11 protein-coding genes are annotated in these 14,160 nt (G+C 68.2%); 5 read left to right on the forward strand and 6 right to left on the reverse strand.

Annotation, left to right across the window (positions count from 1 at the left end; translation table 11 throughout):
* Nucleotides 1-810: 810 nt before the first annotated feature.
* The 6 genes from rsmG to rpmH all read right to left on the reverse strand — a co-directional run bounded on the left by rsmG (nucleotide 811) and on the right by rpmH (nucleotide 7,512).
* Nucleotides 811-1,539 carry a 16S rRNA (guanine(527)-N(7))-methyltransferase RsmG gene (gene rsmG / locus ASG23_RS00350; RefSeq protein WP_235520765.1) on the reverse strand — a complete coding sequence of 243 codons (729 nt, stop codon included), beginning with the start codon at nucleotides 1,537-1,539 and terminating at the stop codon, nucleotides 811-813.
* A 3,529-nt stretch (nucleotides 1,540-5,068) separates the two neighbouring features.
* On the reverse strand, nucleotides 5,069-5,584 hold the full coding sequence (locus tag ASG23_RS00355) for a Jag family protein (protein WP_056018523.1): 516 nt from the start codon (nucleotides 5,582-5,584) through the stop codon (nucleotides 5,069-5,071).
* Nucleotides 5,585-5,619: 35 nt separating this feature from the next.
* Entirely contained in the window at nucleotides 5,620-6,672 is a 1,053-nt protein-coding gene (yidC, locus tag ASG23_RS00360) for a membrane protein insertase YidC (protein ID WP_056018525.1), read from the reverse strand.
* Between the two features lie 21 nt (nucleotides 6,673-6,693).
* Nucleotides 6,694-6,990 (reverse strand): membrane protein insertion efficiency factor YidD, encoded by a 297-nt coding sequence (yidD, locus tag ASG23_RS00365; protein ID WP_056018527.1) that lies wholly within the window; start codon nucleotides 6,988-6,990, stop codon nucleotides 6,694-6,696.
* Nucleotides 6,991-6,997: 7 nt separating this feature from the next.
* Nucleotides 6,998-7,363, reverse strand: coding sequence for a ribonuclease P protein component (gene rnpA / locus ASG23_RS00370; RefSeq protein ID WP_056018530.1), 366 nt, complete (start codon nucleotides 7,361-7,363; stop codon nucleotides 6,998-7,000).
* A gap of 11 nt (nucleotides 7,364-7,374) precedes the next feature.
* The gene (rpmH, locus tag ASG23_RS19335) at nucleotides 7,375-7,512 is read right to left on the reverse strand and encodes a 50S ribosomal protein L34 (protein WP_043601468.1); all 138 of its coding nucleotides are present in this window, start codon (nucleotides 7,510-7,512) and stop codon (nucleotides 7,375-7,377) included.
* Nucleotides 7,513-8,002: 490 nt separating this feature from the next.
* Between rpmH and dnaA the strand changes: the two genes are divergently transcribed.
* The 5 genes from dnaA to ASG23_RS00395 all read left to right on the forward strand — a co-directional run bounded on the left by dnaA (nucleotide 8,003) and on the right by ASG23_RS00395 (nucleotide 14,123).
* The gene (gene dnaA, locus ASG23_RS00375) at nucleotides 8,003-9,547 is read left to right on the forward strand and encodes a chromosomal replication initiator protein DnaA (protein ID WP_056018533.1); all 1,545 of its coding nucleotides are present in this window, start codon (nucleotides 8,003-8,005) and stop codon (nucleotides 9,545-9,547) included.
* Nucleotides 9,548-10,255: 708 nt separating this feature from the next.
* A complete protein-coding gene (gene dnaN, locus ASG23_RS00380; RefSeq protein WP_056018536.1) occupies nucleotides 10,256-11,386 on the forward strand; it encodes a DNA polymerase III subunit beta in 1,131 nt (376 codons plus the stop codon).
* 65 nt (nucleotides 11,387-11,451) lie between these two features.
* On the forward strand, nucleotides 11,452-12,381 hold the full coding sequence (gene gnd, locus ASG23_RS00385; RefSeq protein ID WP_056018539.1) for a phosphogluconate dehydrogenase (NAD(+)-dependent, decarboxylating): 930 nt from the start codon (nucleotides 11,452-11,454) through the stop codon (nucleotides 12,379-12,381).
* Between the two features lie 10 nt (nucleotides 12,382-12,391).
* A complete protein-coding gene (recF, locus tag ASG23_RS00390) occupies nucleotides 12,392-13,573 on the forward strand; it encodes a DNA replication/repair protein RecF (protein ID WP_056018543.1) in 1,182 nt (393 codons plus the stop codon).
* On the forward strand, nucleotides 13,563-14,123 hold the full coding sequence (locus tag ASG23_RS00395; RefSeq protein ID WP_082515618.1) for a DUF721 domain-containing protein: 561 nt from the start codon (nucleotides 13,563-13,565) through the stop codon (nucleotides 14,121-14,123). Before recF ends, ASG23_RS00395 begins: the two co-directional genes overlap by 11 nt.
* The last annotated feature ends 37 nt before the right edge of the window (nucleotides 14,124-14,160 follow it).

Here is a 14,160-nt window from a genome sequence, read left to right on the forward strand (position 1 = left end):
GTCGTGTCATCCCATGATCTTGTGGGTTCTTCTGGCGGCGCGACAATCTCTGCATCATCCGTTGTTCCACGTGAAACGGTGTCGTCCTGCGCGGAGGCTGATGGGTTCGTCATGGGGATGTAGGGCTCTCCAGCGCTCACCGGCTTGCGGTCGGCGGTGCGCAGCTTGGGCGTCGACCCGCCTGCGTCTGTGCCCGTCCGATCGTCGACGGGTGGGACCGCCGTCTGGGCCGTCGAGTCAGGCGTGGCAACCTCGGAAGCGAGGTCCTCATCCGCCGCGTTCTCATCGTGCGCCGCCCTCGGTCCCTCGTGGCGCGCAGGCTGCTGGTCGGCGGCACTCGTGGCCGAAGCTGGTGCGCCCTGGCTCTGCCATCCGGCGGGGAGGTCCGCAGCGACACGGTCTCCGAAGTCCGACGGCGGTTCGAGCGCCGCCTCAGGCTCGGCCGAGCCGGCGGAAGCGACCGCTGGTGCCGACGGCTGCCCGACGGTGGACCCTGGAGCCGGCGGCGATGCGGCGACGGGCTGCTGCGATGACGTCTGGCCGGAGTGCTCCGCTCCCAGTGGCCCTGAGCTGGGCTCGGCCGGCGCCGGCGTGAGAAGCGGCTCAGAGGACTCCAGGGGCGGCTGGACCGGTGCTGGCTGCGGCGGGACAGGCGCCGCCTGCGGCTGTACGGGGCCCTCGGGTTGCGGCGCCGGAGCGGCCGTTTGTGGAGTCCACTCCGCAGACGCGCTGGGTGCTGGTCCCCTCATCTGGTCCGTTGCTGCGTCGGAGGCCTGCGCGGCCGCCGCCTCTTCCTGTCGACGCTTCTTCCTACCGAACACCAGGAACTGCCTCCCGTACGACGCGGACCACCCTCGTCACCTCGACTCCCTCGATCGTGGGCGCGTCCACGACGGACGCCACCCCAGCACCGAGCTTGCGGCCGACGTGCTTGGCCGCCTCGATCTCTTCTTCGGCTCGGCTCCCCTTGAGCGCGACGAGTGTTCCGCCCTTCGTCAGCAGAGGGATGGCCCAGCGGTAGAGCTTGTCCAGTGCTGCCACCGCTCGAACGGTGACAGCCTCGCCGACCAGGACGCCGTGTTCATCTTGTGCCCGACCTCGTCTGACCACGACGTTGTCGAGCCCGAGCGTCTCAGCTACCTCGCTCAACCAGTCAGTGCGTCGTTCCATCGGTTCCAGAAGCACGACCTCAGCCGAGGGCGTCATCGCCGCCACCACGATCCCGGGCAGACCGGCTCCGCTCCCCAGGTCGATGATTCGACCCTCGGTCGGCAGGAACGGCACCACCGCAGCCGAGTTCAGGAGGTGGCGTTCCCATAACCGTGAGAACTCTCGCGGACCGACAAGACCGCGCAGCTCACCCTGGTCGACGAGCAGATCATGGAATCCCTTGACCGCAGGCCACGCGGAGCCGAAGAAGGGTTCGAGCCGATCGTCGCCATCGAGCGGGTCTGCTCCGTCGGTCGTGGCCGACTGAGCTTCCATCACCGTCAGGTTCCCCCAGGTTTCACGTGAAACGAGATGCGTGCATGACAGCAAGCGTTTTCGAAAGCCGTGCGACGGCCCGCGCTCGGCCCGCAGCGGCCCTACCGTACCGTGCTGGACTGCGCCGGACGCTCCCTCCACAGGGACTGGCGCTGACAACCTGAAGTCCTACAGCGAAGCCTGTCCGACGACACAGTCCCCCCCAACTCGGGCGCGACGTGAAAGCTCGCCGGCGGCAGGTGCGACGCGGGGCGGCGCGATAGTGCTCGCACCGACCTACGCGTCCCCACCCGCCAGCTCCTGCCTCGAGAGAAGTGACGTAGCCCCAAGCTAGCGAGCCACGACGTGTGTCAGTCGCCCCGCTCCGCAGTTGCGAGTCGAGGACCTACGAGGCCGCGCAGGTGAAGAGCCAACGCCACCCCGCACTGCTTCCTCGGCCTAGATCGAGGTGGAAAGGTCTCGCGCCGGTAGATCTGTCCCTGAGCGCTCGCAACGCGCTTCGTCGTGGGCGTACTGCGATCAGCGGCGGTGGTAACGCCGTCGAGTCTCTTCGCACAGCCACCTAACCTGCCCCAGCCAGGAAGCGCGATTGTCTTCGGACGGCTCAATCGAGGAGGGGACCGCCTGCTCGCTCCAAGATGCGTCTGACGCACAACGGCTACCCGACACGTTCCAGAGCTCCTCCATAAGTCCGGCAGCACAGGCGCCGCTGGCCGGTACACCTCAGGCACGAACTTCGACACGACCCCGACTCCTTGCGAGACGGACCAGCCAGGCAGCACCGGACTACAGATCCAGGCCTGAGGACGGAGGATCGATCGCGCCCCGCGCGGAGCGTGACGATTCGCTCAGGACGGGGACACCTCATTCCCATATGCCAGCCGTTTCACGTGAAACAGGCGGAAGCCACCTAGGAGTGACCGTCCATAAGGTGAGGGCCCGCCTCTAATCGGAGGGACCCACGGGATCTGCGCGGCAGGTTTCACGTGAAACGCCCGAGGTCCAGGTGACTCTGAGGTCGGGCCCAGTTCCTGAGCGGTCCGTTGTGCCTCATGTTTGGTCCCGTTCCACGCGGAAGTTCGCGTCGGCAGGGCATGCAACCGCCTCTCCACTGGAACCTCCGGCGCCGCTACCCAACGGGTCCGGGCGTTGGGCTCGCCGCGAAGGGTGATCGCCACACGCGCCGGGCTCATCGTGCGCCCGGTGATGCTGCCACAAGCCCTTCACCTCACCACGTGGGTCTGGCGAAGCATCGCTCTGTGAGCTGTATGCCGGGAACCGTGGGCCGTGGAGCCGTGGGCCGGGCAGTACCCGCACCTGGCCATGTCCGAGCCGTGAACGAACAGACAGTTGGTTCCTCCTTTACGCGCAACTGAGCGTGCTCGGCGCTCCCCCTCGGCGTGGGTGGTCAACCTGTCCCTACCGGCGCGTACGACCCGAGCGCACTCTCGCCTGCACACGCGCGATACCGCCTCGCCCCGCCTGGCCCCGGCCGTTCCGGTTTAGCGCCGGCTGGTGCCGCCGGGTGTGGGAATGGGCTGCTGATGGCGGCCAGTGGGCGCAGAGCTCGCCCGATTTCGCGTCGCGCGATTGAAGCCGTTTCACGTGAAACAGGAGGCTCGCATCATCAGTGAGCAGCGATCGGCATCGGCACCGGCATCGGCATCGCCATCGCCATCGCCATCGCCATCGCCATCGCCCTCGCCATCGCAGGCTGCAGGCTGCAGGCTGCAGGCTGTTGACTCTTTTGTACCCGCCCTCTTCGACACGCGGCTGGCCGACTCGGCTGTCAGACCTCGCCGAGACGGGGCATCGCGTACTGAGAGACAGCGCTCTCAGCGCTCGGCTCGCTCGAATTGCACCTCGACCTGGGCGCCCGCTTGGGGCAGGGCGCCGCTAGTCAAACGACCGCTCCTGGCGATCGCCACATTTCCCGCGCGAGCTGATGTCACTTCGCTAGTCGACCGCCGGGGAGTCTCGGGTGCGGAATCCAGTGCTTGTACGTCTGTGGTGAGCAGGCGATCGACAACCGGCTGCGGCGTCACCTGAGTCGCCTCCGAACGTCACACGCCGCCTCCCAGCCTTCAGAGGGGCGCACTGGTCCCAGCCTTCGGAGGGGCGCGCCTGATCGCCGAGTGCACCACGGGCGATCATTCTTCCGATGCCCGCCGGCGCGGACCCTTCGTATCCACGCCCGAGCAGATTCCAATCGACGGGAAGATCGGCACGCACGGCTGACGAGGACCTGCCTCCCTGCTCGCTGCAGGCCAGTGACTGTGTGCCGTTCGCTCGGGCTCTAGCAGGGAGCGCGAATTGGCTGTCGCGTCGATGGCGCCAGCAGGCTTACGTCGGCGGAGCCACCGGGAACCCCGGTAAGCGTGGTGCCGCCCGCGCTGAGCGTGCACAGCTCTGGGACCGAGAATTGCAGCCCTTGACCGCGTCTGTCAGCTCGCCCGCCTGGGCCGCGCCACCTCAAAGGCAGCAGGGCGCGACCCCCTCCTCACCAGGTGAGGCACCAGAGGCGCACTGCTCGCTGGGGGTCGTTCACGTGGAACGCAGCGAACCCAACGCACGGTTGACGGAGTCGTTTCACGTGAAACGGCGAGGCCTGCCGACGAGTCCTGCATGCTCTCCATCGCTTAGCGGCGGATCGGACTGCACTCGACAAGCAACCACTCGGTCCGCCGGGTGTCGGTCTCATCACCGCTCTGGCTCCGATCTCGTCCGCCTGTTGACGGGTGCACTCTTCACTCTTGGTTCCGCAACTCTCCGCAAGCCGGGTGTCGCGGTGCGCGTCAGCCTCCGGGACGGAGACCTCAGGCTCAATGGTCACCGCCAGTGCGCGAAGCCAGAGAACCGGAGGGCGCCAGTTCAAGACAACTGGCAGGTGGACGGCTCCGCCATACCGACGCCAGATCTCGCCGAGCGCACCTCACTCCACGACAGCGCTCGGCCAGAAGCAGCACTGCGCCGGTCGATCTGGTTGCATCACCCAGGAGCGCCGGCATAGCTGTCCGTCCAACGGACCCCGCCCGAGCGAAGGGTGGTGGGCACTGTCGTCCCTCTCGAATGACGCAACCCTCGTCCGACGTCAGGTTGACCATGGTCGAAAGCGCGCCTCTCAACCGCGAGCAGACGCTGGCGTCGGGGCCACCCGGCACGATCGTTAGCAGGGACGCTGCCGTGTGTTCCACGTGAAACAACGCCGGCTCGCCCTGTTCGTAGAGGTCGCCATCGAACCAGCCTCCAGGAGTGCCGCGACTCACCCGGGCGCTCGACGGTGGGCGTCCGTGTGGCAGCCACACCGACCATGACGCGTCTGAGATAGATCCTCACGGCGAAAGTGCGGCGATGCGGAATTCGCCTCACAGAACCACGCCGCAACCGCGCCCGAGACCAGCGCCGGCGGCGCAACGAACCAAGCCCTGCCGCGCCCTGTGGTGAGGTGGCACGCCGGTCAATTGACCTCATCGAGAGAGCGCACGTTCGCAGGACGAACCCCGGTTCCACGTGAAACAGCGCCCTATACACAGCGAAGGGGTGGGCTTGCGGCCCACCCCTTCAGCTCCCTAGCGAGAACGAGTCACGCTGGTCGTATCACCACGTGCCTGTTGGGCTCGACACCGTCGGAGTCGCTCGACATCCCGGCCGCCGCGACGGCGTCGTGGACAACCTTGCGCTCGAACGGGTTCATGGCGTCGAGGGCCACGGCTGCTCCAGACTCCTTGACGCGCGCGATCGCCTCCTCCGCCACTTTCACCAACTCGGCGCGGCGCGCGGACCGGTAGCCCGCGACGTCGAGCATCAGCCGACTGCGCTCACCGGTCTTGGCCTGGACGGCCAGGCGCGTCAGCTCCTGCAGAGCGTCGAGAACCTCTCCGTCGGGCCCGGCCAGCCGGGAGAGCGAGTGGTCGGCGGGGTCCTCTGACACGATCTCCACAGCGGCCCTGCCGTGGTCGATGTCGATGTCGATGTCTCCGTCGAGGTCGGCGATGTCCAGCAGCTCCTCGAGGTAGTCGGCGGCAATCTCGCCTTCTTCCTCGAGACGCTTGGTGCTGGTGCTCTCGACGGGGACAGCGTCGGGCTGGGTCGAAGTCATGGAGTTCTCTCTCCGATCATCGTCGCGCGGGTGCGCTACTTCTTTGGCTTGGTGGGCGCGCCTGGCGCCGGAGTGCTGGGTCCGTCGGAATCGCCGTCCGCGGGTGGAGCGGGCGTGTCCTTGACCTGGTCGATCCCGGGCCGCGGCTTGTTGCGGTCCTTGCGCTTGGGCTGCTCCCGCTGTCCGCGCGGCTTCTCCTCGATGATCACCGGCGCAGCGGCTTCCTCGATCACACCGTGCGACTTCGCCTTCCTCGCCTTGCGCTCCTTCATGGCGATCTCCGCCTGGGAGCCAGGGGCCGGCATGCGGCGGATCGTGTAGAACTGCTGGCCCATCGACCACAGGTTGGTGGTGGTCCAGTAGATGAGGACACCGATGGGGAAGTTGACGCCGGAGAACGCGAAGATCAGCGGCAGCACGTAGAGCAGCACCTTCTGCTGCTGTGCCATCGGACCCTGCAGCGCGGCAGGCGGCATGTTCTTCATCGTGAGCTGGCGCTGCGTGAGGAACGTGGTCGCGGACATCGCGATGATCAGAACCACGGTGACGACCCGGATGTGCCAGTTGTCGCCGGCCTGCATGAACGTGCCCGACAGCGGAGCACCGAAGATCGTCGCCGCCTCGGCCTGCGCCGCGAGCTCGGGCGTCATCGGACCGATCGGGGGATACGTGCCGGCGGCGATCCGTGGCAGCTCGATGAGCACCCGGAACAGCGCGAAGAAGATGGGGGACTGCAGCAGGATCGGCAGGCACGAGGCGAACGGGTTGGTCCCGTGCTCCCGGTAGAGCGCCATGGTCTCGCGGCTCATCGCCTCGCGAGAGGCGGGGTCCGTCTTGCCCTTGTACTTCTTCTGGATCGCCTGCATCTCAGGTGCGAGCAGCTGCATGCCGCGCGAGGCCTTGATCTGCCGGAAGAAGAGCGGGATCAGAAGGATACGGATGACGATCACGAGACCGACGATCGACAGCGACCAGGCAGCGCCGCCTTCGGGGTCGAGCCCGATCGCCGTGAAGAGTGCGTGGAACTGGACCATGATCCAGGCCACGACGACCATGATCGGTTTGAGCAGACCGTCGAACCAGTCCATCGGGCAGAACTCCTCGGGGGGTCAGTGTGTGGACGGAGCCACGTCGTGATGGTGGTGGACGGGTCGTGATGGTGGAACGTCGTCCACGCCACCCAGGTTCCAGGGGTTGCAGCGGAGCACCCGCCAGACGGCGAGCCCTGTCCCGCGGATCGCGCCGTGGCGCTGAACTGCGATGACGGCGTACTGCGAGCAGGACGGGTAGAACTTGCACGTCGGTGGTGTCATCGGCGAGATGAACTGCTGATACCCCTTCAGCAGGAGCAGCAGCAGCCGAGCGGGAGCACGAACGATCCCGCGGAACACAGATCGAATAGTCATGGGATGACTAGTCCTCGCTCCGGCGTCGAGCGCGACGAGCTGCTGTCTCCAGCGCTGCGTCGAGGTCAACGCCCAGCTGTGCGAACGGGCGGGTCGCCGCGGGCGGAAGGGCCCGGACGACGATGCCTGCGTCGGCCGGCATCGCTGCCAGCCGTGCACGAACCAGCTCGCGCAGACGACGCTTGACCAGGTTGCGCGTCACCGCGGTCCCCACTGCCTTGGACACGACAAGACCGACCACCGGCCCGGAGGGCGAGTGGTCGGTCCTGGTCGTCAGATGCACCACGAGGGTGTCCCGTCCGCCGCGCGCGCCTCGGCGCACCGCCTGCTCGAAGTCGGCAGCGCGGCGCATGCGGTGCGCAGCGGACAGCACCGACGGTGGTGTCAGGCCGAGAGCTCCGCGCGGCCCTTGCGACGACGAGCCGCCAGGATCGCGCGGCCGGCGCGGGTACGCATACGCAGGCGGAAGCCATGGGTCTTGGCCCGGCGCCGGTTGTTCGGCTGGAAGGTGCGCTTGGTCACGAGAGTCTCCAACTACATCGGGTGGGCCTCGCATGTGCCGCGCGACCAGGTTCAGGCTGCCGAGATCGAACTGCTCCCAGGACACACATCGCGTGCGTGCGGCGTCAGGGCGCGCCAGCAGGAGCCATCGAGAAGGCTGCAATACCGTACTTCCCGCCGTACTGGCGGGTCAAATGCGCGCGACGCGCCGGAGTAATCCTCCCACAGGGCCGCCGACGTCACCCCGTCAGGCACTCCCCGCCTCGGTCCCGGACCACTAGCATCGGTCATCGTCGCCGGGGGGGCGAACAGCCTGTGGACCACGACGTGGTGGACGGCGGCCCGAGCGACGACCACCAACTCCAGAACGGCGCCCGACGAGCCGTCCTCATCCGTCTGAGCACGTATGACGCCTGCGTTAACCACCGCTCACAGGTGTGGACAACTGTGTGGACAACGGGCGGTCGTGCGAGACTCGACCACCCACGCGATCGAACAGCTGAGGTAGCACGTGTCACAGGACGAAGAGCTCTCCCGGGTCTGGGGTCACGTGGTGTCAACCCTCGAGTCGAGTCCGGACATCACCCCGCGCCAGATCGCCTTCGTCCGGCTGGCCAGGCCGCTGGGACTCCTCGACGGGACGCTCCTGCTGGCGGTCGGCAACGACCTCACCAAGGACTACCTCGAGTCGCGGGTCCGCGGTGAGGTGACCGCTGCGCTGAGCACCGCCCTCGACCGCGAGGCGCGGTTCGCCATCACCGTCGACCCGGACCTGGCCGAGGACGCACCGCCCGCCCTCCGTGTCGTCGGTTCGGGCGCGGACCAACGGCACGAGCCCTACAGCCAGTCGCGCGACGAGCGCGAAGCCGACGAGGCCGATGCGCGTCGAGACGCCCGCCCTGACCTGTCGTTGGTGCCCGACGACGGGCAGGACGACCGCGACGACCAGGTGCGGGAGCGCCGGTACGGCGGCCGCAACGACGACCGGCCGCCCCCCGCGAACCGTCGCATGCCGGCGGAACCCGCACGGCTGAACCCGAAGTACCTCTTCGAGACGTTCGTCATCGGCAGCTCCAACCGCTTTGCGCACGCGGCCGCGGTCGCTGTCGCCGAGGCGCCGGCCAAGGCGTACAACCCGCTGTTCATCTACGGCGACTCGGGTCTGGGCAAGACGCACCTGCTGCACGCGATCGGCCATTACGCCCAGAACCTGTACCCGAGCGTGCGGGTGCGCTACGTAAACTCCGAGGAGTTCACCAACGACTTCATCAACTCGATCAGCGAGGGCAAGGCCGGCGCGTTCCAGCGGCGCTACCGCGAGGTCGACGTGCTCCTCATCGACGACATCCAGTTCCTGCAGGGCAAGGAACAGACGATGGAGGAGTTCTTCCACACGTTCAACACGCTGCACAACGCGAACAAGCAGGTCGTGATCACGTCCGACCTGCCTCCCAAGCAGCTGAACGGCTTCGAGGACCGGATGCGGTCACGCTTCGAGTGGGGCCTGATCACCGACGTCCAGCCGCCCGACCTCGAGACCCGCATCGCGATCCTTCGCAAGAAGGCCGGCAGCGAGCGGCTGCAGGCGCCACCGGACGTCCTCGAGTACATCGCGAGCAAGATCTCCACCAACATCCGCGAGCTCGAGGGTGCGTTGATCCGGGTCACGGCGTTCGCCAACCTGAACCGTCAGCAGGTTGACCTCTCGCTCGCGGAGATCGTCCTCAAGGACCTCATCACCGACGACCAGACGACGGAGATCACCGCGACGCAGGTGATCGGCCAGACCGCCGCGTACTTCGGGCTCAGCATCGACGACCTGTGCGGGTCCAGCCGCTCGCGCGTGCTCGTCACGGCCCGCCAGATCGCCATGTACCTGTGCCGGGAGCTGACCGACCTGTCCCTGCCCAAGATCGGGCAGGCGTTCGGAGGCCGGGACCACACCACGGTCATGCACGCGAACCGCAAGATCCGCGAGCTGATGGCGGAGCGACGGTCGATCTACAACCAGGTCACCGAGCTCACGAACCGGATCAAGCAGCAGAACCGAGGTTGAGTCGGCCTGACCGGCCCGAGTTATCACAGCCGTCCACAGGATCCTGGGGACACTTGTGACGGGGTTCACCCATTCGGTGCAGTGAGCCGGTTTCGCTGCCATGTGCGGCCCCCTGACCTGCGGATACATCATCAAAGGGACATCCTGGAACGGATGTGTGCGTTCACAAACGGGCATTCGACGCCTCTGGGCATGAGACAACTCTCACCGTCGAATCGATACGAGGGCCTTGACCCGAACGTTCAGCCTCCGGATGAGACATGCATGGGACGAATCTCCACACCTGTGCACTGACCTGTGGATGACGGTGGATGACACGCCATCTGGGTGTGGACGCCACGCCCCCGACCCGTGGACACAGAAGTGGGCGTCTCCAGACGTCCACGGTCGTCCACCACACGTCCGGATCGACACACAGTCCGGATACACAGCCTGATCGGGGTCTGACCTGCGCGGACGTCGACGATCCACACAGTGCACAGGACCGATGACGACGATGACACTTCTCTAGGTGGGGGATCCACACACCGCCAAAGGACGCGAGGTGGCCGGAGCACCGGGACGGAACGACACGGCTGTCGTTGTCACCCCGTGACCCGTACCGAGCGTCGGACCACTCGCGTAGTGTTCGCCTGACGCCTGCCCGCCTGGACCCCCGCACACACCGTGACGGCACGCCGGCGAGGCCAGCTCGACGAGAGGTGAGGTATGAGGTTCCGGGTCGACCGTGACGTTCTCGCGGACGCCGTCACGTGGACGGCGCGCAGCCTGCCCACTCGGCCGCCCGTCCCTGTCCTGGCAGGTGTGCGCCTCGAGGCCGACACCACGGGCACGGTCCAGCTCTCGAGCTTCGACTACGAGGTCTCTGCACGGTCGCAGATCCCCGCGGATGTGAGCGAGGCCGGCACGGTCCTCGTCTCCGGTCGACTGCTCGCAGAGATCTCCCGGGCCCTGCCCGACAAGCCGGTCGACGTCGTCCTCGACGGAACCAAGGTCGTCGTGACCTGTGGCGCCAGCCGGTTCACGCTCTTGACGATGCCCGTCGAGGACTACCCGAACCTCCCGGTCATGCCGCCGACCACGGGCACGGTCGACGGCGACGAGCTCACTCACGCGGTCGCCCAGGTGTCCGTCGCCGCCAGCCGGGACGACACGTTGCCCCTGCTCACGGGCGTGCGCGTCGAGATCGAGGGCGAGAAGGTCACGCTCCTGGCCACCGACCGCTACCGGCTCGCCCTGCGCGAGCTCACGTGGAAGCCGTCGTCCCCGGACATCTCGACCGTCGCGCTGGTGCGGGCTCGGACGCTCTCGGACGCCGCCAAGTCGCTCGGCAGCGCCGGCTCGGTCACGGTCGCCCTGTCCACCGGCTCCGGCGTCGACATGATCGGGTTCGAGGCGGCCGGCCGGCAGACCACCAGCCTCCTGGTCGACGGCGACTACCCCGCTGTCCGCCGGCTCTTCCCGGACGAGACCCCCATCCACGCCATCGTCGGCACGCACGCCCTGGCGGACGCCGCGAAGCGCGTAAGCCTCGTCGCCGAGCGCAACACCCCGATCCGGCTGTCGTTCAGCGAGGGCCAGGTCGTCCTCGACGCCGGCCAGGGCGACGACGCGCAGGCGTCCGAGGCGCTCGAGGCGACGCTCGTCGGCGACGACATCTCCGTGGCGTTCAACCCGCAGTTCCTGCTGGACGGCCTCGGCGCGCTGAGCACCACGTTCGTCCGGTTGTCGTTCACGCACCCGAACAAGCCGGTGGAGTTCACGGGCCAGGAGTCGCTCGACGGCGAGGACAACCCGGAGTACCGCTACCTGCTCGTCCCCATCCGCTTCGCCAGCTGAGAGGCGCGCCGTCGAGTCCTGCGGCACAGTCAGACGCGCGACGCGGATCCGAGAGAGGCACAGTCATGCACATCGGTCTGGTGGGTCTGGGCAAGATGGGTGCGAACATGCGTACCCGCATCCGTGCCGCGGGCATCGAGGTCACGGGGTACGACCGCAACCCGGACGTGACCGACGTCCCGTCGCTCGAGGCGCTGGTCGACGCGCTGCCCGCCGGTGAGCGCGTCGTCTGGGTGATGGTGCCGTCGGGGGTCATCACCGACGGCGTCGTCAACGATCTCGCGGGCTTGCTGACCGAGGGCGACATCCTCATCGACGGCGGCAACTCCTACTACCAGGACGACCAGAAGCACGCCGACGTCCTGGCCGCGGCGGGCATCCACTTCCTCGACGCCGGGGTGTCCGGTGGTGTGTGGGGGCTCGAGAACGGCTACGGGCTGATGGTCGGGGGCGACCCGGAGGTCGTCGCGACGGTCATGCCGGTGTTCGATGCGCTCCGTCCGGAGGGTCCTCGCGACGAGGGCTTCGTGCACTCGGGGAAGGTCGGTGCCGGGCACTTCGCGAAGATGGTCCACAACGGCATCGAGTACGGGCTCATGCAGGCCTACGCCGAGGGCTACGAGCTGCTGGCCGCGAAAGACCTGGTCACGGACGTGCACGGCACGATGCGTGCGTGGCAACGGGGGACGGTCGTGCGTTCCTGGCTGCTCGAGCTGCTGGTCAAGGCGCTCGAGCAGGACCCCGGCCTCGGGGAGATCGACGACTGGGTCGAGGACTCCGGCGAGGGACGCTGGACCGTCGACGAGGCGATCGACCTCGCGGTTCCGGCGCCTGTCATCTCCGCGTCGCTGTTCGCACGGTTCGCTTCCCGGCAGGAGGAGTCCCCCGCCATGAAGGCGGTGGCGGCGCTGCGCCAGCAGTTCGGCGGCCACGCCGTGAAGCCCGCGGGAACCACAGGACCCGTCACGGGCACGCCGCCCTCGCAGTCGCTCTAGCCGGGACCTGATGTACGTCGCCCACCTCTCCCTGACGGACTTCCGCTCGTACGCGCAGGTCGAGCTCCCGTTGGAGCCGGGGATCACCGCGCTCGTCGGCCCCAACGGGCAGGGCAAGACGAACCTGGTCGAGGCACTGGGCTACGTGGCGACCCTCGGCAGCCACCGGGTCCCGACGGATGCGGCGCTCGTGCGCGCCGGCACCACCCGCGCGGTTGTCCGGGCCAAGGTGGTCCGGGAGCTGGAGCCCGGGCGTCCACGCTCGACGCTCGTCGAGATCGAGGTCACGCCCGGCAAGGCGAACCGCGCGCGGGTGAACGGCGGCTCGCCCACGCGGGCGCGGGACGTGCTGGGCATCCTGCGTACCGTGCTCTTCGCGCCGGAGGACCTGTCGTTGGTCAAGGGTGACCCGGACGGACGACGACGCTTCCTCGACGACCTGCTGGTGCAGCTCACCCCGCGGGTCGCCGGAACGGTGGCCGACTACGACCGGGTGCTGCGGCAGCGCTCGGCGCTGCTCAAGTCGGCTGCCGTCGCACGTCGGGGTGCTGGCGCGGACCTGCGCACGCTGGACGTCTGGGATGCCAAGCTCGCGCAGACCGGGGCGCAGATCATCGTCGCCAGAAGGAGCCTGGTCAGGGCGCTGGCGCCGCACATCGAACGCGCATATGCGCAGGTCAGCGCCGGGCAGGGCGATGCGATCGTGACCTACAAGTCGTCGCTGGACGCGGTGCTGGAGATCGATGACGACACAGCCGGTGTCGAGCTGGTCGAGGCGCAGCTGCTCGAGGCGATGGGCCGGTTGCGGAGCAAGGAGATCGAGCGCGGCGTCAGCCTGGTCGGGCCTCACCGCGACGACCTGGTCCTCACGCTCGGCGGCCTGCCGGCCAAGGGCTACGCGAGCCACGGGGAGTCGTGGTCCTTCGCGCTGGCGTTGCGGCTCGCCTCGTACGAGCTGCTGACCCGTGGCGACGAGGGTGTCGGGGGCGACTGGGGTCCGGACGGTGAACCGGTGCTGATCCTCGACGACGTGTTCGCGGAGCTCGACTCACGTCGTCGTGACCGGCTCGCGGAGCTCGTCGCGCCGGCCCGGCAGGTGCTGATCACGGCCGCGGTGGCCGACGACGTCCCGGCTCCGCTGGCAGGTGCACGCGTGGACGTCATGGGCGGCGAGGTGGCTCGTGTCCTCTGATGAGCTCTTCCCGCAGCCCAAAGCTGCGGACACGCCGCTCCGAGACCTGGTCGAGCTGACCCCGCCGCGCCAGGTGGCGCTCGGTGCGCTGGGCCGCGCGAAGGCCGCGGCAGCACAACGGGGGTACCGGCCGGGCGATCCTGCTCGCCGCCGGCCCCTGGTCCCGGTGGCGGTGGGGACCGCCGGCCCGGGTGCGCGCGACCCGCAGCTCATCGGCTCGACGGTCAGCGGGCTGCTCGACCAGTTGGGCGGGCCCTCCGACCAGGTGGCGGGCGTGCTCAAGCACCGGTGGTCGGAGCTGGTCGGTCCGCAGGTGGCGGAGCACTGCGAGTACGTGTCGTTCGAGGGCGGGGCGCTGACGCTGCGTGCGCACTCGACGTCGTGGGCGACGCAGCTGAAGTTCCTGGCGCCCGCCATGCTCGGGCGCTTCGCGGCCGACCTCGGCGAGGGGATCGTCCTGGAGATCACGGTGCTGAACCCGGGCGGACCTCGGTTCAAGACGGGTCCGAAGAGGGTCGCCGGACGCGGGGAGCGAGACACGTTCCGCTGATCGAGGAATGCCTGGGCCGGCGCCTGTCGGAAAAGAG

The sequence above is a fragment of the Cellulomonas sp. Leaf395 genome (assembly GCF_001424125.1).
Classification (GTDB): Bacteria; Actinomycetota; Actinomycetes; order Actinomycetales; family Cellulomonadaceae; genus Cellulomonas.

What these genes read in the sequence shown, in the direction of transcription:
- ASG23_RS00355 (WP_056018523.1), bottom strand. Translation starts at nt 5,584, where the DNA reads ATGACTTCGACCCAGCCCGACGCTGTCCCCGTCGAGAGCACCAGCACC.
- yidC (WP_056018525.1), bottom strand. Translation starts at nt 6,672, where the DNA reads ATGGACTGGTTCGACGGTCTGCTCAAACCGATCATGGTCGTCGTGGCC.
- yidD (WP_056018527.1), bottom strand. Translation starts at nt 6,990, where the DNA reads ATGACTATTCGATCTGTGTTCCGCGGGATCGTTCGTGCTCCCGCTCGG.
- dnaN (WP_056018536.1), top strand. Translation starts at nt 10,256, where the DNA reads ATGAGGTTCCGGGTCGACCGTGACGTTCTCGCGGACGCCGTCACGTGG.
- gnd (WP_056018539.1), top strand. Translation starts at nt 11,452, where the DNA reads ATGCACATCGGTCTGGTGGGTCTGGGCAAGATGGGTGCGAACATGCGT.
- recF (WP_056018543.1), top strand. Translation starts at nt 12,392, where the DNA reads ATGTACGTCGCCCACCTCTCCCTGACGGACTTCCGCTCGTACGCGCAG.